Below are 17426 nucleotides of genomic sequence, written 5' to 3' on the forward strand. Positions count from 1 at the left end.
TACCGTGTGCCGCTGTGCGGACGACACCGGACGAACCGTGTCACGCGAGTCCCTTGCTCTTCAGGTACTCCTCGGCCACATCTGCGGGCTTCTCGCGGTCCTGGTCCACCTTGCGGTTGAGCTCCGTCAGGTCCTTCGTGGTGAGGGTGCTGTTGAGCTTGTCGAGCGCCTCGGCGACCTTTTTGCCGCCCGCGTCCTTGGCGTTGACGACCGGCACGATGTTGTCGGCGTTCTGCAGCTTCTTGTCGTCCTTGAGCAGCACCAGGCCGAACTGGCCGAGGGTGGCGTCCGTGGTGGTCGTCAGCACGAGCTGGTCCTTGCCGTCCTTGACGGCCTGCTTGGACTGGCTGGTGCCGACCCCCTTGGGGTCGATGCCCTTGACGTCGATCCCGTAGGTCTTCTCCAGGCCGGGCCGGCAGAACGGGCGGGTCTCGCACTCGTCGCCCGCCGCGATGGTGACGCGCTGCTTCGATTTGCCCAGGTCGCTGAGGGTCTTGAGGCGGTGCTTCTTGGCGTAGTCCTTGGAGACGGCGAACGCGTTCTGGTCCACCGCCTTGCCCGCCTCCAGCACCTTCAGCCCGCGCGGGGTGGCCAGCTTGCGCAGTGCCGCGACGGTCTTGTCCGCGTCATTGGAGGCGACCGGCTTCGCCTTGGGCCCGTTCTTCTTGGCGTTGAGGAACTCGGCCATCGTCGCCGCGTACTCCGGTACGACGTCGATGCGGCCCTTCTCCAGCTCGGGCGCGTACAGCTCGCGGTTCTTGACCTTCTTGACCGTGGCGTTGTAGCCCGCCTTGGAGAGCACTCCGGAGTAGAGCTCGGAGAGGATCTGCGACTCGGTGAAACCCGCCGAGCCCACGACCAGGCTGCCCTTGCCGCCGCCCCCGCCGGCGTCCTCCTTCTCCAGGTCGTTGCCCCCGCAGGCGGCCAGCGAGAGCGCCAGCGCGGTGACGGTGCCACCGGCGGCGAGGGCGCGCAGGCCGGCGGTTCTGCGCCGGGCGGGGGTGGCGGCGGGGGTGACGTCGGTGCCGGGTGCGTGCGGGGTGGTGTGGGAGGGGGCCATCATGCGTCCATTCGTCCAGGTGTCGTTCAGGGTGGGACCGTCAGGCGGACGCCGGGCGACGGGCGGTCCGGCGCCGCATCGGGTCCAGGAGCCGCTCGGCGAGGGTCAGGGCACGCTCGACCAGCAGCGCCAGGACGGCCACGAGCAGGGCGCCCGCGACCACCTGAGGCGTGTCGTAGTTGCCGAATCCGGCCGTGATCAGCCGGCCGAGGCCGCCGCCGCCCGGCAGCGCGGCGAGCGTGGCAGTGGCGACCAGCTGTACGGCGGCGGTCTGGATGCCGGTCATGATCAGCGGGAGGGCGAGCGGCAGTTCGACCTGGCGCAGCAGCTGCAGGCCCGTCATCCCCATGCCCCTGGCCGCCTCGACGACCTCCCGGTCCGCCCCGCGTACTCCGGTGTATGCGTTGGTCAGCAGCGGCGGCAGTGCGAACAGCACCAGCGCCACGATCGTCGCCCAGTCGCCGTACTTGCCCAGCGGGCCCATCGACAGCAGCACCAGCACGGCGAACGTGGGTACGGCGCGGCCCGCGTTGGACAGGTTCACCGCCAGCGCGCCGCCCCGCCCCACGTGGCCGAGCCACAGCGCGAGCGGCAGCGCCAGCGCGCAGGAGAGCAGCAGGCAAATGCCCGTCAGATAGATGTGCTCCCCGAGCCGCTGGAGCACGCCGCCGTCGCCCGTCCAGTGGGAGCCCGTCGTCAGCCAGGTCCATACGTCGGTGAGGATGCCCATCGCGCTCAGCCCGCCTTCCCCACGAGGTCCTGTGCAGAGGCGGCGGACGGGGCCGACGGAGCGCGTACGGCGCGCTTACGGGTGCGCACGCGGGTCCACGGCGTCAGCGCCCGCTGGAGCCACAGCAGCAGCAGGTCGGCGACGATCGCCAGCAGGACGCAGATCGCCGAGGCGGTCAGCACCTGCGCCTTGAAGAAGCTCTCCATGCCGTCGTAGATGAGGTTGCCCAGCCCGCCGTAGCCGACGATCGCGCCGACCGTGGTCAGCGACACCGCCGTGACCGTCGCGATCCGCACCCCCGCCAGCAGCGCGGGCAGTGCCAGCGGCAGCTCCACCTCGAACAGCAGTCTGCCCGGCCCGTATCCCATGCCCTGCGCGGCCTCCCGGGCCTCGCTCGGCACCGCGTCCAGGCCCGCCAGGATGTTGCGCACCAGCACCGTGAGGGAGTACAGCACCAGGCCCGTCACCACGACGGCGGCCGACAGCCCGAAGACCGGCAGCAGCAGCGCGAACATCGCCAGTGACGGGATCGTGTAGAGCACCGTCGTCACTCCCAGGGCCGGGGCGCGGGCGGCCCGCCAGCGCCGGGCCGCCACCGCCAGCGGCAGGGCGAGCAACAGTGCGATGGCGACGGAGAGCACGGTGATCCAGATGTGCTCCACGGTCGCGTCGAGCAATTCGCTCTGCCGGGTGCGCAGATACGTCCCGCACAGCCACTCGTTCTGCGCAAGACAGCTCTGGGGGCCGCCTGCCGCCGCGCTGCTCAAACCGGTCACCTCCCCGCGCTGTGCGGTTCTCGGACGAAGTCGCGAAGTCTCATGCCACGATGACGGCCGACCCTATCCCGGCGGACTGACAATCGGTCCGCAGTGCCGTACCCCGGAAACACACTGTTCATCCTCTGCGCCGAGGATTGCTCTGCGTCGAGGATTGTCGGTGGCTCGTGCTTCGCTGTTCGGTACGGTCGGCGGTCTTCGGCACGGCCGGAGACAGCCGGGACGGGCGGCCGGGCGGACGACGAACGGCCGGAGACGAGGATGGGCAGATGATTCGCTTCGAGAACGTGGCCAAGCGCTACCCCGACGGGACCGTCGCGGTCGAGGGGCTCTCCTTCGAGGTGGCCGAGGGAGAACTGGTCACCCTCGTCGGTCCCTCGGGATGCGGAAAGACCACCACCATGAAGATGGTCAACCGGCTCATCGAGCCCACCGAGGGGCGCATCCTGGTCGACGGCGAGGACATCACCGGCGTCGAACCGGTCGAGCTGCGCCGCCGGATGGGCTACGTCATCCAGCAGACCGGTCTCTTCCCGCACCGCACCGTGCTGGACAACACCGCGACCGTCCCGCACCTGCTGGGCTGGTCCAAGGCGCGCAGCCGCGAACGTGCCCGCGAACTGCTGGACCTGGTGGGCCTGGACCCGGACGTCTTCGGTGACCGCTACCCCGAGCAGCTCAGCGGCGGCCAGCGGCAGCGCGTCGGCGTGGCCCGGGCGCTGGCCGCCGACCCGCCGGTGCTGCTGATGGACGAACCCTTCGGTGCCGTCGACCCGGTGGTGCGCGAGCACTTGCAGAACGAGTTCCTGCGACTCCAGTCCCGGCTGCACAAGACGGTGCTGTTCGTCACACACGACATCGAGGAGGCCGTCCGCCTCGGCGACCGTATCGCCGTCTACGGGGAGGGCCGCATCGAGCAGTTCGACTCGCCCGCCACGGTGCTGGGCGCCCCCGCTTCCGGGTACGTGGCCGACTTCGTCGGCGCGGACCGCGGCCTCAAGCGGCTGTCCGTCACCCCGATAGAGACCGGCGACCTGGAGCAGCCGCCGACCCTCCATCTGACCGACCGGCTGGACGAGGCAGCCGCCCGGATGGCGACCGACGGCGCCCGCTGGGCCGTCGTCCTGGACGGCGCGGACGAACTGCACGGCTGGGTCTCCGCCGCCACCCTCGCCGAGGCCGCGGTACGGAACGCGGACGGCTCGGGCACGGTCGGTGATCACGCGCGGCGCATGGAGGCGTGGCTGCCGCTGGGCTCCTCCCTCAAGCAGGCGTTCAGCACGATGCTCCAGCACGACGCCGGATGGATCGCCGTGCTGGACAAGGCGGACCGGTTCGTCGGCGTCCTCACCCCGGCCAAGCTGCACGAGGCGCTACGCCGCTCCGTCGACGCGGACGCCCGCGCAGTGGCCCGCCAGGACGTCGAGTTGGAGACGATCGAGAGCTCGTGAAGCAGCGAACGGCCGTGGGGCCGCGCGCCGTTGACAGCACTTGGAGGCACCTCCCGGCCGGAGGCTGGAAAAGCTGTGCGATAATCCCCACATGATCAGTACACGCGGCCACTTCTGGCGGAGGGTCCATCTGGACCTGCTCCGCTACGCGGGCTGCGTGTGTCTGCCGTCCTGTTGATCGCTCGTTTCCGACCCTGCCGTCGGCCCTGACACGGCCGGCGTGCGTCCACGATCACTCCTCCAGGACGGTTCCCGTGTCACTCGCGCCTGTTTCCGCGCCCTCCGCGGCCACCTCTGACTCCCCCGGCCCCGACGAGGCCGAACTCCTCGCCTTCGTACGTCGGATAGCCGCCGACGACGCCCTCGTCGCCTCCCTCCCGCTCGACCCCGAAGGACGTACCTGGCTGCGCCTGGAGGGCCCCGGCGGCAGCGAGGCGTGGCTCATCGGCTGGCCGCCGGGCACCGGCACCGGCTGGCACGACCACGGCGGCTCACGCGGCGCCTTCGCCACCGCACGCGGCGCCCTCACCGAGCACGCACTGGCAGCGCGCATCCCCACCGAGGGGTGGAAGACGCTGGAGCTTGCCGACGGGGTGGACCGCGAGCGGCAACTGGCGGCGGGCAGCGGCCGGGCGTTCGGCCCGCACCATGTGCACGAGGTGCTCAACGGCTCCGACAGCGCCCACGCCGTCTCCGTGCACGCCTACTACCCGCCGCTGCCGCTGATGCGCCGCTACAGCCGCACAGGCGCGGTGCTGCGTCTCGAAGAGGTCGAGCACCCCGGGGAGTGGGAGTGAGCGCCGCGCCGGAGCCGGAGGAGAGCCGTATCGACGCTCTGCTGGCCGAAGCGCGCTCCGGGCTGACCCGGCTGACACCCCGGCAGGCGGCCGAGGCCCAGCGGGCAGGAGCACTGCTGGTGGACATCCGCTACGCCGCGCTGCGCGAGCGGGACGGCACCATTCCCGGTGCGCTGGTGGTCGAGCGCAACGAGCTGGAGTGGCGGCTGGATCCCACCTGCCCGCACCGCGCACCGGAGGCCACCGGTCCGGATGTACGAGTGGTGGTCGTCTGCAACGAGGGCTACGCCTCCAGTCTGGCCGCCCGCTCCCTGCATGCGCTGGGACTGGCTCACGCCACCGATCTGGCCGGCGGCTTCCAGGCATGGCGCGCCGCGGACCTGCCCGTTGCCGCACCGGACTGACTCCCCGCTTGTGGGCGATCGTTCCGCGGCGGACCTGGCCCGAGGCTGGGGGCACAGACTGCCCGAGCGCAGCAGACAGATCAGTCCGCAGTGAGAGCGTTCAGCGCTTCCTGGACGCTGCGGTGGAAGGTGGGGTAGGCGAACATCATGTCGCGCAGCGTCGCGGTGGGGACGGCCGCGCGGACGGCGACGGCGAGCCCGTAAAGCACCTCGCCGCCCATCGGCCCGGCGGCGGTCGCGCCCACCAGAACCCCGCGTTCCGCGTCCACCACCAGTTTGATCAGGCCCTCGTTGCCCGCCTTGTGGATCCAGCCGCGCGCCCCGGCGGGCACCTGGGACAGCCCGGTGCGTACGGTCAGCCCACGCTCGCGCGCCTTCGCCTCGGTCAGCCCGACGGAGCCGATCTCCGGCTCGGTGAAGGTCACATGGGGCTCCGCGCGGTAGTCGGCGCCGGGTCCCGGCTCGCCCAGCCCCGCCTCGGCCAGGATGGCGCGTACCGCCACGTCGGCCTGGTACATCGCCACATGGGTGAACGCGCCCTCGCCCACCAGGTCGCCGACTGCCCAGACGCCGGGTGCGACCCGCATCTGCGCGTCCACCTCCACCCGGCGGGCCTCCGCGTCCAGGCCCAGCGCCTCGCGGTCGAGCGCGTCCAGCCGGGGCCGCCGTCCGGTGGCCACCAGCAGCCGCTCGGCGGACAGTTCCTCGGCGTCGTCCAGGGTGAGGGTGAACGAGCCGTCCGCGTACCGGGCCGCCGAGACACGCGCGTTGGTCCGTACGGTCAGGCCCTCGTCCTGCAGGACCCGCAGCAGCAGCTCGCCGGCTTCCGGTTCCTCGGCCGGGACCACCCGCTCGGACGCCTCGACGAGGGTGACGCGGGTGCCGAACCTGGCGTACGCCTGGGCGAGTTCGACCCCTACTGCACCGGCGCCGAGTACCAGCAGGGATGCAGGCGCCTCGGCCGCGGAGACGGCCTCCCGGTTGGTCCAGTACGGCACCTGGTCGAGGCCGGAGACCGGGGGTGCCGAAGGGGCGCTGCCGGTCGCCAGGACGACGCCGCGCCGCGCGGTGAAGGCCTCGCGCCCGTTCTCGCCCTCCACCTCGACCCGGCCATGCCCGGTGTAGCTGCCCCTGCCGCGTACGAAGTGGCCGCCCTGGCCGGTGAACCGCTCGACGGCCGCCGCGTCGTCCCAGTCCGCTGTCGCCTCGTCGCGGATCCGCGCGTGGACGGGGGAGAAGTCCGGCTCGACCCGCGTGCTGCCTGCCATTCCGGGTACCCGCCGCGCCTCGGCGAGCAGATTGCCGGCCCGGACCATCATCTTGCTGGGCACGCACGCCCAGTACGGGCACTCGCCGCCCAGCAGTTCCGCCTCGACGCCCACCACGTCCAGGCCCGCCTGGGCCAACTGCCCCGCCGCTGCCTCGCCGCCGGGACCCATCCCCAGCACGACGACATCGCACTCGCGCGCCATACGCCCGGCCTCCTCCGCTCGTCGGCCCGGCCCGGCCCGGAGGACACTGCCCCGCGTCACGCCGTGCCACGCCCCTCCGGCGAGCATAAGAGCCCCGGACGTCATGGGCATCCCGCACGCCTGGTGTGCTGCGCCGGGTGCCCGCTCAGCCGGCGCCCAGCCCGCAGGCGCAGTCCACCTCGCACACCAGCCAGCCGAAGCCGCCCAGACCGCCCGGGTCCAGCAGCTCCGCGGCCTCCCCGGCCGCGCTCAACTCCCGTACGTACGCCGTGGGGTCGCTGGTGGCCAGCGAGAGTGCGGGGCGTCGTCCTGTCACCCCCAGCGCGCGCAGCGCCGACCGCTGGGTCAGCAGGGTGGTGGCGCCCGGCGCTGCGGCGGCCACCGCGTCCAGGGCGACGTGCGAGGTCAGGTCGCAGGAGCCATCCGGTACGGGGCGGCACTCGTGCCCCTCGCGGAAGCCGGTGAGGGTGCCGAAGGGCGGCCGGGCCGCGCTCTCGTGCCCGTAGTCGACGGCGACGGCCACGCCCCGGCGCAGGGCGCCCGCAGCGCGCGCCCACGCGGCGTCGCGCGGGTGCCCGATCTCGGCCCGCGCGCCCTCTTCGGCCCCCGCCAGCGGCCACCAGCGCGCCAGCCATGCGGCGTCGTCCCCCGCCACCGGAGGGCCGGGCCGCTCGGTGCCGTCCGGCTCCACCAACACCAGTCGCGGGGTGCCCGACGCGTCGTTCTCGGCGACGTCCACAGGGACGTTGTCCAGCCACTCGTTGGCGAACAGCAACCCCGTCAGCGTCCCCGGCCCGGGCAGCTCGTGCTGCCAGCCGATCGCCGGGTCCAGTCGCGCGGGCCGCTCCCGGTGCTCGACGGCCACGGGACGCAGCCGGGCCACCACATCTGCGCCGGCCGCCTCCCGGTCCCACAGCGCGGCCAGCACGCCGGTCAGCAGCTCGCCCTCGCCAGCCCCGACGTCGACCAGGTCCAGCGGTTCGGGGTGCCCCAGTGCCTCGTCCACCCGCAGCAGGAGGCGTGCCACCGCCTCGGCGAACAGCGTGGAAGCATGCACCGAGGTGCGGAAATGCGCTGCGGGGGCCTGACGTGCGTAAAAGCCGTGGGGCCCGTACAGCGCGCCTTCGGTGGCGGTGCGCCACCCGGGCGGCTCGGAGTTCATGGGCCTCACCGTAGGGCGGGTATCGCCATTCGTGCGGACCGCCACCCTCCACCTTCCGGAGTACGTCCGGCGGCCAGGGATCGGCCGTCCGGTTGACCCCTGCACGTACTTGCCCTGCATACGCTTAGTTACGTGAACCGGCTTTACGACTTCATCCGCAGGCACCCCACCTGGGTGGACAGCCTCTGGGCCGGCTTCCTGCTCATGTTGTCGTCGCTGTGGATCGTCGCCAGCATGTCGTCGCCCCCGAGTCCCGACGGTTCCGATCAGCTGCCGCAGGAGACCGGCCAGCAGGTCGCCCTGATTCCGATAGCACTCGCCTTGTGCCTCGTGGTGGCGCTGCGGCGGCGGGCCCCCGAGAAGATGCTGCTGCTGGCGACCGGTACGGGGCTCGCCCAGCTGGTCGCCGATGTGGGCCCGTTCCCCGGCAACTTCGCCTTCCTGGTCATCATCTTCACCGTCGCCTCCCGGCACACCCGCTGGGCCTCCCGCTTCGCGCTCGCGGGCGCACTGCTGGCACCCACCATCGACACCCTGCGCTGGCCCAACAGCCCGAACGAAAGCCTGTCGGCCGAGATCTTCGGCACCCTCTTCATGACGCTCGCGTTCGTGATGGCCTGGGTGCTCGGCGACTCCCTGCGCACCCGCCGCGCCTACTACCTCCAGCTGGAGGAGCGCGCCAAACGGCTGGAGAAGGAGCGCGAGGCACAGGCCAAGGTGGCCGTCGCGGCAGAACGTGCCCGGATCGCCCGCGAGCTGCACGACGTGGTGGCGCACAACGTGTCCGTGATGGTCGTCCAGGCGGACGGCGCCGCGTATGTGCTGGACAGCTCGCCCGAGCAGACGCGGATGGCGCTGGAGACCATCTCCGGCACCGGCCGTCAGGCGCTCGCCGAGATGCGCCGCCTGCTGGGCGTGCTGCGTACCGGCGACCCCGGTACGCGGGACGGCGACGAGTATGTACCGCAGCCCGGTGTCGAGGAGATCGCCGACCTGGTCGAGCAGGTGCGCGGCGCCGGGCTGACGGTGGACTTCAAGGTGCAGGGCACCCCGCTTCCGCTGCCCAGCAGCGTGGAGTTGACCGCGTACCGCATCGTGCAGGAGGCGCTGACCAACACCCGCAAGCACGGCGGCCCGGACGTCGGCGCCACGGTGCAGCTGTCTTACGGGGACGACGAGCTGTCCGTACTGGCCGAGGACGACGGCCGTGGCGCCCAGCGCGAGCTGTACGAGGAAGGCGGTGCCGACGGCCTCGGGCACGGTCTGATCGGGATGCGCGAGCGGGTCGGCATGGTCGGCGGCGCGCTGGAGGCCGGGCCCCGCTCGGGCGGCGGCTTCCGCATCCGTGCGGCCCTCCCGCTCAAGGGCGCAGACTGAGGCCCGATCGCCCACCCCGTTTTCCCGCCCCGAGCCGCACCGAGCCGCACTGACCGAGCCGTACTGACCGCCCCGCAGACCGAGCCCACGACCGAGCCCCGACGAGAAGGACCCGAGGACCTAAATGACCATCCGTGTGATGCTCGTCGACGACCAGGCGCTGCTGCGAACCGGTTTCCGCATGGTGCTGACCGCCCAGCAGGACATGGAGGTCGCTGCGGAGGCGAGCGACGGCGCGGAGGCGCTGGCCGTGCTGCGCGAGACCCCGGTCGACGTGGTGCTGATGGACGTACGGATGCCGAACGTCGACGGGGTGGAGGCCACCCGCCGGATCTGCGAGGGCGGCGAGGGCGGCCCGGGCAATCCGAAGGTGCTGATACTGACCACCTTCGACCTGGACGAGTACGCCTTCTCCGCGCTCAAGGCCGGGGCCAGCGGCTTCATGCTCAAGGACGTGCCGCCCGGCGATCTGCTGGCCGCCATCCGCGCCGTGCACAGCGGCGACGCGGTTGTGGCCCCCAGCACCACCCGGCGGCTGATCGACCGCTTCTCCTCCGTACTGCCCGCCACCACCTCGGAACCGGTCGCCAAGGAACTGCGCCGCCTCACCGAGCGCGAGCGCGAAGTCCTCACCTTGATCGCCCAGGGCCTCTCCAACGGTGAGATCGCCGCCCAGCTTGTGCTGTCCGAGGCGACGGTGAAGACGCACGTGGGCCGCATCCTGGCCAAGCTGGGGCTGCGGGACCGGGTGCAGGCGGTGGTGCTGGCGTACGAGACGGGCTTGGTGCGGGCTTCTGGGGGGTAGCGCGGGGGTGGGTGAGTGCTCACCGGTGGTGGTGGGTGAGCGCTTACTGGCGGGGGTGGGTGAGTGCTCACCAGCGGCGGTGAGTGAGTGCTCACCAGCGGTCGTGGGTGAGTGCTCACTAGCGCCGGTGGGTGAATACTCACCAGTGCGGGAAGGTGAGTATTCACCCACGCACCTCCGTCAGCGAGCGCTCACCTCAGCACCGTCTCCAAGAAGTCGCTCCCCAGCCGTCCCACCACCTTCAAGTCCAGCTGGTACTGCACATACCGCCCGCGCCGCCGGGCGGTGATCAGTCCGGCCTTCTTCAGCACGGCCAGGTGCCGGGACACCTCGGGAGAGCTGATCGAGCAGAGCTCGGCCAGCTCGGAGGTGGTGTACGGAGCCCGTGCCAGGCTCCGGCAGAGCCGCATCCGCATGGGGTGCGCCAGCGCCTCCATACGCAGCTTGAACTGCTCGACGGAGAGCGGCGCCGGCAGCAGTTCGCGCCCCGTCACCGGGTAGTGCACGACGGGCCGCCACCCGTACCGGTGCAGCACCATCAGATGTGGCCACTGGTGGACGGAGGGTATGAACGTCACCCCGGGGCCGACCGTCGGGTCCATGGCGCTGGTGCGGGCGCTGGTGAGCTTGTCGGCGTCGATGACCGAGCACGTCCCGTCGGTCGAGAGCGCCGGTGAGACCGCCTCCAGCGTCGCGGCGAGCCCCCTGCGGCGCAGCAGCTCGGTCTTCTCCCGGGCGTCGGCGACCAGTTGAGGGCGTACCCGGTTCCAGGTGTCGGCGAAGAACGCCTGCTCACAGTCCTCGAACAGGCGCCGCACCCAGCCACGTACGGCGGGCGGGTCCGCCAGCAGCCGCTCGGTGAACTCTCGCTGCTGCGGCCCGCGCGCGGACGCCAGCTCGATGGCACGATCCCGTAGCGCCGGATCGGACAGCGGAGAGCGCAGCGAATCGGTGCCGTAAAGCGCGCTGCAGGTGAACTCCAGCGCTGCGGAGACGAATTCCTCGTCCTCCAGCTTGTCGAGCAGATCCAGCTCCTCGGCGAGCGTCGCACCCGGCTGTACGGAGGCATCCCGGAGCCCGGCGAAACCCATCAGGATGTCGGAGAACGTCGTACGCCACAGGAAGTCCGCCTCGCACAGCCGGTCGGCGAGGTCCGGCTTGAGGGCGGCGTTCGTCGCGGTCGCCCAGGCGTGCGCTCCGGGGTGGTGCCCGGGCTCGGCCAGGATGTGCAGCGCGGTGCCCAGCTCCGCCAGCGGCGAGGGGGCGAAGACGATGCGGTCCTGCGGCAGTCCCGCTATGTCGATGGTGACGCTCATGTCCCCATACTGCCTCCCTGGTCAAGCGCCTTTCCCGGTCCTGTTTCGCCGCCCCTTCGTCTCCCGTCGACGAGGCCCTCTCCTCTCCGGTCGACGAGCCCCCTCCTCCCCGGTCGACGAGGCCGGTTCTTCCCCGATTGACGAGGCCGGTCAATCGACGGGGGGTGGATTGACGACCCCTGTCAATTCGCGTGCTCCGGCAGGAATCGGGCCGCAGTGTCGTCGTCATGAGCATCGGTGAGCAGTACGCATTGGACACCTGGCGGCTCCGCTCCCAGGAGCAGGCACCGCCCCCGGCACCCGGCACCCACGAGGCGAAGCTCCTGAGGGCGTGGTGGGTGGCCCGTAAGGAGGCACGGAAGGAGCTCGGCGGGACCGCGCGGGAGACCGCACCCCGGACTCTCCGGCGCCGTGCGCGGAGGGCTTAGCATGGCGTGGTCTCGTCCGGTACCGGCGACTGAGCGGACCGGAACGCATACGGAAGGCCACTTTCGTGAACGCACACCATGCCCACCCCCCGGGCGGCACAGGGGGCCCCGATCCATCGACCCCGGCCCGGGCAGAGGACCGCCCGGCGCGGCTGTCCGTCGGTGTCGTCGGCGCGGGCCGGGTCGGCCCGGCGCTGGCGGCGGCGCTGCGGCTGGCCGGGCACCGTCCCGTCGCCGCATCCGGCGTCTCGGACGCCTCCCGGCGGCGCGCGGCCGAGCTGCTGCCCGGCGTCCCGCTGGTGGATCCGGCCGAAGTGCTGGCCCGCTCCGAACTCGTCCTGCTGACCGTGCCCGACGACGCGCTGCCGGACCTGGTGTCCGGTCTGGCGCAGACCGGTGCCGTACGTCCGGGACAGCTGGTGGTGCACACCTCCGGCCGGTTCGGCACCTCGGTGCTGGAGCCCGCGCTCCGTGCCGGGGCGCTGCCGCTGGCGCTGCATCCGGTGATGACGTTCACCGGCACTCCTGTGGATGTGCAGCGGTTGGCCGGTTGCGCGTTCGGGGTGACGGCGCCGGAGGAGCTGCGGCTGGCGGCCGAGGCCCTCGTCATCGAGATGGGCGGCGAGCCTGAATGGGTCACCGAGGAGGCCCGTCCGCTCTACCACGCGGCCCTCGCCATCGGCGCCAACCACCTGGTCACCCTTGTCAATCAGTCGATGGATCTGCTGCGTGCCACCGGTGTGCAGGCCCCCGACCGGATGCTCGGCCCGCTGCTGGGCGCCGCCCTGGACAACGCCCTGCGCTCCGGCGACGCCGCGCTGACCGGCCCGGTGGCCCGGGGTGACGCCGGCACCGTGGCCGCACACGTCGACGAGCTGCGCCGCAGGGCACCGGAGACGGTGGCCGCCTACCTGGCGATGGCCCGCGCGACCGCCGACCGGGCGCTCGCGCACGGCCTGCTCAAGCCGGAGCCCGCCGAGGCACTGCTGGACGTTCTCGCGGCGGCCGACACCCCCCGGGGCACCCGCCCGGACGACCAACCCTCCGACGGCCACCGTGACAGCGACAGCGGCGACAGCGACGGCGACGGCGGCGACGGCGGCGACGGGGAGGCGGACGCATGATGCCTCGAGCCGTCGATACGGCGGCCGAACTGCGCTCCCTCCCGCGCGGACCGGAACGCGCCGTCGTCATGACCATGGGCGCCCTGCACGAGGGCCATGCCGCACTGGTGCGTGCCGCGCGCGAGCGGGTGGGCCCCGAGGGCCAGGTCGTGGTCACCGTCTTCGTCAACCCGCTGCAGTTCGGCGCGGGGGAGGACCTCGACCGCTACCCGCGCACCCTGGACGCCGATCTGGAGGTCGCCGGCAAGGAGGGCGCGGATGTGGTCTTCGCGCCGTCCGTGGCCGAGGTCTATCCGGGCGGCGAGCCGCAGGTGCGAATCTCCGCGGGCCCGATGGGCGCCGTACTGGAGGGTGCTTTCCGCCCCGGGCACTTCGACGGGGTGCTCACCGTCGTCGCCAAGCTGCTCCACCTCACGGCACCGGACGTGGCGTTCTTCGGGCAGAAGGACGCCCAGCAGCTCGCCCTCGTCCGCCGTATGGTGCGGGACTTGAACTTCCCCGTGGAGATCGTCGCCGTCACCACCGTCCGCGAGGACGACGGCCTCGCCCTCTCCAGCCGTAACCGCTATCTGAGCGACGCCGAGCGTGCCCTCGGCCTCGCCCTCTCCCAGGCCCTCCGCGCGGGGGAACAGGCCGTCCCGCAGGGCCCCGCGGCAGTTCTGCACGCCGCCTCGCAGGTACTGGAGGCCGCCGCCGGGCAGGGTCTGGACGTGGACTACGCGGCTCTGGTCGACCCCGAGGGCTTCGCCGAGATCACCGACGAGGCGTGGCAGGGTGCCGCCGTGCTCGCCGTCGCGGCCCGCGCGGGCACGACCCGGCTGATCGACAACGTCCCCCTGCATTTCGGAGAAGCACGATGACCGCCCTGAGCCGGACACCAGGACCCGTCGGCACCGGCATAGCCGGCAGCGCGCTGCCCGCGCCCCCGCCGGGCTGGAATCTGGACGCCGATGTGGTCGTCGTCGGCTCCGGTGTCGCCGGGCTGACGGTCGCGCTGCGCTGCGCCGCGGGCGGGGCCCGTACCGTCGTGGTCACCAAGGCCCGGCTGAACGCGGGATCCACCCGCTGGGCCCAGGGCGGCATCGCGGCGGCACTCGGCGAGGGGGACAGCCCCGAACAGCACCTGGACGACACCCTGGTGGCAGGCGCCGGACTGTGCGACGAGAACGCGGTGCGCACCCTGGTCACCGAGGGTCCCGCGGCCGTACGGCGGCTGATCGAGGCGGGTGCCAACTTCGACCTCTCCTCCGAGACCGGCCGGATCGCGCTGACCCGCGAAGGCGGCCACCACCGCAACCGCATCGCCCACGCGGGCGGCGACGCAACAGGCGCCGAAATCTCCCGCGCCCTGGTCGACGCCGTACGCGAACGGGGCATCCGCACCATCGAGAACGCCCTCGTCCTGGACCTGCTCAAGGACGCCGAGGGCCGCACGGCAGGCGTCACGCTGCACGTCATGGGCGAGGGCCAGCACGACGGCGTAGGGGCCGTCCGGGCACCCGCCGTCGTGCTGGCCACCGGCGGCATGGGCCAGGTCTTCGCCGCGACGACCAACCCGGCCGTCTCCACCGGCGACGGCGTCGCCCTCGCGCTGCGCGCCGGTGCCGAGGTGTCCGACCTGGAGTTCGTCCAGTTCCATCCGACGGTGCTCTACCTCGGCCCCGACGCCGAGGGCCAGCAGCCGCTGATCTCCGAGGCGGTACGCGGCGAGGGCGCCCACCTGGTGGACGCCGACGGGGTCCGCTTCATGCAGGGCACCCATCCCCTCGCCGAGCTGGCGCCGCGGGACATCGTCGCCAAGGGCATCACGCGGCACGCCGCGGAGCAGGGCACCGATCACATGTATCTGGACGCCCGGCACTTCGGCGCCGCCATGTGGGAGACCCGCTTCCCCACCATCCTGGCCGCCTGCCGCTCCCACGGCATCGACCCGGTGACGCAGCCCGTCCCGGTCGCCCCCGCCGCCCATTACGCCAGCGGCGGCATCCGTACCGACCTGACCGGCCGCACCACGGTCCCCGGCCTCTACGCCTGCGGCGAGGCGGCGTGCACCGGCGTCCACGGTGCCAACCGCCTGGCCTCCAACAGCCTGCTGGAGGGCCTGGTCTTCGCGGAGCGGATCGCCGAGTCGGTCCTCGATTCCGGGCGGGCGCTCCCCGGCCCCGCGGTCGACAGCGGCGGCGCAGGGGCGACGCTTCTCCCCGCCACCGCCCGCACCCGGATCCAGCACATCATGACGGCGGGTGCCGGAGTCCTCCGCAGCGCCCGCTCCCTCTCCTCGGCGGCCGACCGACTGACGGCCCTCACCACCACGGCAGCCGAGAAGCACCCCGAGCCGGGCGTGGACACCTGGGAGACGACCAATCTCCACCTGGTCGCGCAAGTCCTGGTGGCAGCGGCTCTGCGCCGCGAGGAGACGCGAGGCTGCCACTGGCGCGAGGATTTCCCGGACCGCGACGAAGAGAAGTGGCGCCGCCACATCATCGTCACCGTCGACAGCGCGGCGCAGCCCAGCGCCCAGTTCACCCTCCGTACGACCCAGACGACCGCCTTCCCCGCGATCGTCGCCCCGCCCAAGGAGCAACAGTGACCGACGACCTCCCCCTCGTCCAGATCGGCAGGGGCCCCTCGGCACCGCCTGAGGGAGGCGGCTGCGGCGACGGCTGCGGCTGCTCGTCCGGGCCCGGGCCTGACGAACTCGATCCGCTGGAGTGCGGTCTGGACCCGGACCTGGCCCAGCTGCTGAGCGACGCGGGGCTCGACCCGGTGCAGGTCGAGGACATCGCCCACCTGGCGGTCGAGGAGGACCTCGACCGCGGCGTGGACGTCACCAGCGTCGCCACCATCCCGGAGGACGCCGTCGCCACGGGCGACTTCACGGCCCGGGAGGCCGGTACCGTCGCGGGCCTCCGCGTCGCCGAGGCCGTGCTCTCCGTCGTCTGTACGGACGAGTTCGAGGTGGAGCGGCACGCGTTGGACGGAGACCGGGTGGCGGCGGGCCAGCGGCTGCTGACCGTCCGCACCCGCACCCGCGACCTGCTCACCGCCGAACGCAGCGCGCTGAACCTGCTGTGCCACCTGTCCGGCATCGCGACCGCGACCCGCGCCTGGACGGACGTGCTGGAGGGTACGAAAGCGCGGGTGCGCGACACCCGTAAGACGACGCCGGGGCTGCGTGCCCTGGAGAAGTTCGCGGTGCGCTGCGGCGGCGGCGTCAACCACCGGATGTCGCTTTCGGACGCGGCCCTCATCAAGGACAACCACGTCATCGCGGCGGGCGGGGTCGCCGAGGCGTTCGCGCGGGTCCGCGCCGAGTTCCCGGACATCCCGATCGAGGTGGAGGTCGACAGCCTCGACCAGATCCCGCCCGTGCTCGACCAGGGCGCCGATCTGCTGCTGTTGGACAACTTCACACCGGGTATGACCGCAGAGGCGGTCACCCTGGTCGCGGGCAGGGCACGACTGGAGTCCTCCGGGCGCCTCACTCTGGCCAACGCCGCCGAGTACGCGGCCACCGGCGTCGACTTCCTCGCCGTCGGCTCGCTCACCCACTCGGCGCCGACCCTGGACATCGGCCTGGACCTGCGAGAAGACACGGACCTGCGAGAGGAGCAGCCCTGATGCTGCTCACCATCGACGTGGGCAACACCCACACGGTGCTGGGACTGTTCGACGGCGAGGAGATCGTCGAGCACTGGCGCATCGCAACAGAGGCACGCCGTACGGCGGACGAACTGGCCGTGTTGTTGCACGGTTTGATGGGCATGCACCCGCTGCTCGGCGAGGAGCTGGGCGACAACATCGAAGGCATCGCCATCTGTTCGACCGTCCCCTCCGTGCTGCACGAGCTGCGCGAGGTGACCCGGCGCTACTACGGCGACATTCCGGCAGTACTGGTCGAGCCCGGCGTCAAGACGGGCGTACCGATCCTGATGGACAACCCGAAGGAGGTCGGCGCCGACCGGATCATCAACGCGCTGGCCGCGGTCGAGCTGTACGGCGGCCCGTGCGTGGTCGTCGACTTCGGTACGGCCACCACGTTCGACGCGGTCTCGGCGCGCGGCGAGTACGTCGGCGGCGTCATCGCCCCCGGTATCGAGATCTCCGTGGACGCGCTGGGCGTGCGGGGTGCGCAGCTGCGCAAGATCGAGATCGCCCGGCCGCGGAGCGTCATCGGCAAGAACACCGTCGAGGCGATGCAGGCGGGCATCGTCTACGGCTTCGCGGGCCAGGTGGACGGCGTCGTCCAGCGGATGGCCGCCGAGCTGGCGGGCGATCCGGAGGACGTCACCGTCATCGCGACCGGAGGGCTCGCCCCCATGGTCCTGGGCGAGTCGTCGGTCATCGACGAGCACGAGCCCTGGCTGACGCTGATCGGCCTGCGCATGGTGTACGAACGCAACGTCGACCGCAGCTGACACCCGCCGACCGCACCCGACGAGGCCCCGCGCTGTCGGAGGGCCTCGTCACTCGGCCGTGCGGCTGCGCCGTCAGGCGCTCGCGCGCGTACGAGGGCCGGGCCGG

18 protein-coding genes are annotated in these 17426 nt (G+C 72.2%); 12 read left to right on the forward strand and 6 right to left on the reverse strand.

Translation table 11 applies throughout. The features are described 5' to 3' along the window. Positions 1-40: 40 nt before the first annotated feature. Genes ACTWP9_RS13985 through ACTWP9_RS13995 form a run of 3 tightly spaced genes read right to left on the reverse strand, consistent with a single transcriptional unit; the run spans position 41 to position 2557 of the window. Positions 41-1063 (reverse strand): ABC transporter substrate-binding protein, encoded by a 1023-nt coding sequence (locus tag ACTWP9_RS13985; RefSeq protein WP_443246415.1) that lies wholly within the window; start codon positions 1061-1063, stop codon positions 41-43. A gap of 37 nt (positions 1064-1100) precedes the next feature. Further along, on the reverse strand, positions 1101-1790 hold the full coding sequence (locus tag ACTWP9_RS13990) for an ABC transporter permease (protein ID WP_443246416.1): 690 nt from the start codon (positions 1788-1790) through the stop codon (positions 1101-1103). A gap of 5 nt (positions 1791-1795) precedes the next feature. After that, positions 1796-2557: an ABC transporter permease gene (locus tag ACTWP9_RS13995; RefSeq protein WP_443246417.1), complete on the reverse strand. Its 762-nt coding sequence runs from the start codon at positions 2555-2557 to the stop codon at positions 1796-1798. A gap of 278 nt (positions 2558-2835) precedes the next feature. Here ACTWP9_RS13995 and ACTWP9_RS14000 point away from each other — a divergent pair, with 278 nt between their 5' ends. The 4 genes from ACTWP9_RS14000 (at position 2836) to ACTWP9_RS14015 (ending at position 5218) form a co-directional block, all read left to right on the forward strand. Beyond that, entirely contained in the window at positions 2836-4017 is a 1182-nt protein-coding gene (locus tag ACTWP9_RS14000; protein WP_443246418.1) for an ABC transporter ATP-binding protein, read from the forward strand. Positions 4018-4108: 91 nt separating this feature from the next. Further along, complete coding sequence (locus tag ACTWP9_RS14005; RefSeq protein WP_428815161.1) at positions 4109-4195, forward strand: putative leader peptide; 87 nt, start codon at positions 4109-4111, stop codon at positions 4193-4195. Between the two features lie 76 nt (positions 4196-4271). After that, entirely contained in the window at positions 4272-4814 is a 543-nt protein-coding gene (locus tag ACTWP9_RS14010) for a cysteine dioxygenase (protein WP_443246419.1), read from the forward strand. Further along, a complete protein-coding gene (locus tag ACTWP9_RS14015; protein ID WP_443246420.1) occupies positions 4811-5218 on the forward strand; it encodes a rhodanese-like domain-containing protein in 408 nt (135 codons plus the stop codon). The genes ACTWP9_RS14010 and ACTWP9_RS14015 overlap by 4 nt, the downstream gene beginning before the upstream one ends. Before the next feature lie 80 nt (positions 5219-5298). Here the strand turns inward: ACTWP9_RS14015 and ACTWP9_RS14020 are convergent, their stop codons facing one another. Together ACTWP9_RS14020 and ACTWP9_RS14025 are read right to left on the reverse strand one after the other, a co-directional pair. Then, positions 5299-6690, reverse strand: coding sequence for a dihydrolipoyl dehydrogenase family protein (locus ACTWP9_RS14020; protein ID WP_443246421.1), 1392 nt, complete (start codon positions 6688-6690; stop codon positions 5299-5301). 145 nt (positions 6691-6835) lie between these two features. Next, the gene (locus ACTWP9_RS14025) at positions 6836-7852 is read right to left on the reverse strand and encodes an SAM-dependent methyltransferase (RefSeq protein ID WP_443246422.1); all 1017 of its coding nucleotides are present in this window, start codon (positions 7850-7852) and stop codon (positions 6836-6838) included. Positions 7853-7984: 132 nt separating this feature from the next. Here ACTWP9_RS14025 and ACTWP9_RS14030 point away from each other — a divergent pair, with 132 nt between their 5' ends. Together ACTWP9_RS14030 and ACTWP9_RS14035 are read left to right on the forward strand one after the other, a co-directional pair. Then, positions 7985-9229, forward strand: coding sequence for a sensor histidine kinase (locus ACTWP9_RS14030; protein WP_443246423.1), 1245 nt, complete (start codon positions 7985-7987; stop codon positions 9227-9229). A gap of 124 nt (positions 9230-9353) precedes the next feature. Then, entirely contained in the window at positions 9354-10034 is a 681-nt protein-coding gene (locus ACTWP9_RS14035; protein ID WP_443246424.1) for a response regulator, read from the forward strand. A gap of 191 nt (positions 10035-10225) precedes the next feature. Here ACTWP9_RS14035 and ACTWP9_RS14040 read toward each other — a convergent pair whose 3' ends face one another. Continuing rightward, positions 10226-11350, reverse strand: coding sequence for a DUF5937 family protein (locus ACTWP9_RS14040; RefSeq protein ID WP_443246425.1), 1125 nt, complete (start codon positions 11348-11350; stop codon positions 10226-10228). A 227-nt stretch (positions 11351-11577) separates the two neighbouring features. Between ACTWP9_RS14040 and ACTWP9_RS14045 the strand changes: the two genes are divergently transcribed. The 6 genes from ACTWP9_RS14045 to ACTWP9_RS14070 all read left to right on the forward strand — a co-directional run bounded on the left by ACTWP9_RS14045 (position 11578) and on the right by ACTWP9_RS14070 (position 17320). Beyond that, on the forward strand, positions 11578-11778 hold the full coding sequence (locus ACTWP9_RS14045; RefSeq protein ID WP_443246426.1) for a hypothetical protein: 201 nt from the start codon (positions 11578-11580) through the stop codon (positions 11776-11778). Between the two features lie 152 nt (positions 11779-11930). After that, positions 11931-12902: a Rossmann-like and DUF2520 domain-containing protein gene (locus tag ACTWP9_RS14050; RefSeq protein WP_443246473.1), complete on the forward strand. Its 972-nt coding sequence runs from the start codon at positions 11931-11933 to the stop codon at positions 12900-12902. Next, positions 12899-13762 (forward strand): pantoate--beta-alanine ligase, encoded by an 864-nt coding sequence (gene panC / locus ACTWP9_RS14055; RefSeq protein WP_443246427.1) that lies wholly within the window; start codon positions 12899-12901, stop codon positions 13760-13762. The genes ACTWP9_RS14050 and panC overlap by 4 nt, the downstream gene beginning before the upstream one ends. Continuing rightward, complete coding sequence (locus ACTWP9_RS14060) at positions 13759-15492, forward strand: L-aspartate oxidase (RefSeq protein ID WP_443246428.1); 1734 nt, start codon at positions 13759-13761, stop codon at positions 15490-15492. Before panC ends, ACTWP9_RS14060 begins: the two co-directional genes overlap by 4 nt. Further along, positions 15489-16523 (forward strand): carboxylating nicotinate-nucleotide diphosphorylase, encoded by a 1035-nt coding sequence (nadC, locus tag ACTWP9_RS14065; RefSeq protein WP_443246429.1) that lies wholly within the window; start codon positions 15489-15491, stop codon positions 16521-16523. Before ACTWP9_RS14060 ends, nadC begins: the two co-directional genes overlap by 4 nt. Then, complete coding sequence (locus tag ACTWP9_RS14070; RefSeq protein WP_443246430.1) at positions 16523-17320, forward strand: type III pantothenate kinase; 798 nt, start codon at positions 16523-16525, stop codon at positions 17318-17320. The genes nadC and ACTWP9_RS14070 overlap by 1 nt, the downstream gene beginning before the upstream one ends. The last annotated feature ends 106 nt before the right edge of the window (positions 17321-17426 follow it).

Source organism: Streptomyces sp. 3N207, from assembly GCF_052246355.1.
Classification (GTDB): domain Bacteria; phylum Actinomycetota; class Actinomycetes; order Streptomycetales; family Streptomycetaceae; genus Streptomyces.

What these genes read in the sequence shown, in the direction of transcription:
- ACTWP9_RS13985 (WP_443246415.1), bottom strand. Translation starts at nt 1,063, where the DNA reads ATGATGGCCCCCTCCCACACCACCCCGCACGCACCCGGCACCGACGTC.
- ACTWP9_RS13990 (WP_443246416.1), bottom strand. Translation starts at nt 1,790, where the DNA reads ATGGGCATCCTCACCGACGTATGGACCTGGCTGACGACGGGCTCCCAC.
- ACTWP9_RS14000 (WP_443246418.1), top strand. Translation starts at nt 2,836, where the DNA reads ATGATTCGCTTCGAGAACGTGGCCAAGCGCTACCCCGACGGGACCGTC.
- ACTWP9_RS14005 (WP_428815161.1), top strand. Translation starts at nt 4,109, where the DNA reads ATGATCAGTACACGCGGCCACTTCTGGCGGAGGGTCCATCTGGACCTG.
- ACTWP9_RS14020 (WP_443246421.1), bottom strand. Translation starts at nt 6,690, where the DNA reads ATGGCGCGCGAGTGCGATGTCGTCGTGCTGGGGATGGGTCCCGGCGGC.
- ACTWP9_RS14025 (WP_443246422.1), bottom strand. Translation starts at nt 7,852, where the DNA reads ATGAACTCCGAGCCGCCCGGGTGGCGCACCGCCACCGAAGGCGCGCTG.
- ACTWP9_RS14035 (WP_443246424.1), top strand. Translation starts at nt 9,354, where the DNA reads ATGACCATCCGTGTGATGCTCGTCGACGACCAGGCGCTGCTGCGAACC.
- ACTWP9_RS14040 (WP_443246425.1), bottom strand. Translation starts at nt 11,350, where the DNA reads ATGAGCGTCACCATCGACATAGCGGGACTGCCGCAGGACCGCATCGTC.
- ACTWP9_RS14045 (WP_443246426.1), top strand. Translation starts at nt 11,578, where the DNA reads ATGAGCATCGGTGAGCAGTACGCATTGGACACCTGGCGGCTCCGCTCC.
- panC (WP_443246427.1), top strand. Translation starts at nt 12,899, where the DNA reads ATGATGCCTCGAGCCGTCGATACGGCGGCCGAACTGCGCTCCCTCCCG.
- ACTWP9_RS14060 (WP_443246428.1), top strand. Translation starts at nt 13,759, where the DNA reads ATGACCGCCCTGAGCCGGACACCAGGACCCGTCGGCACCGGCATAGCC.
- ACTWP9_RS14070 (WP_443246430.1), top strand. Translation starts at nt 16,523, where the DNA reads ATGCTGCTCACCATCGACGTGGGCAACACCCACACGGTGCTGGGACTG.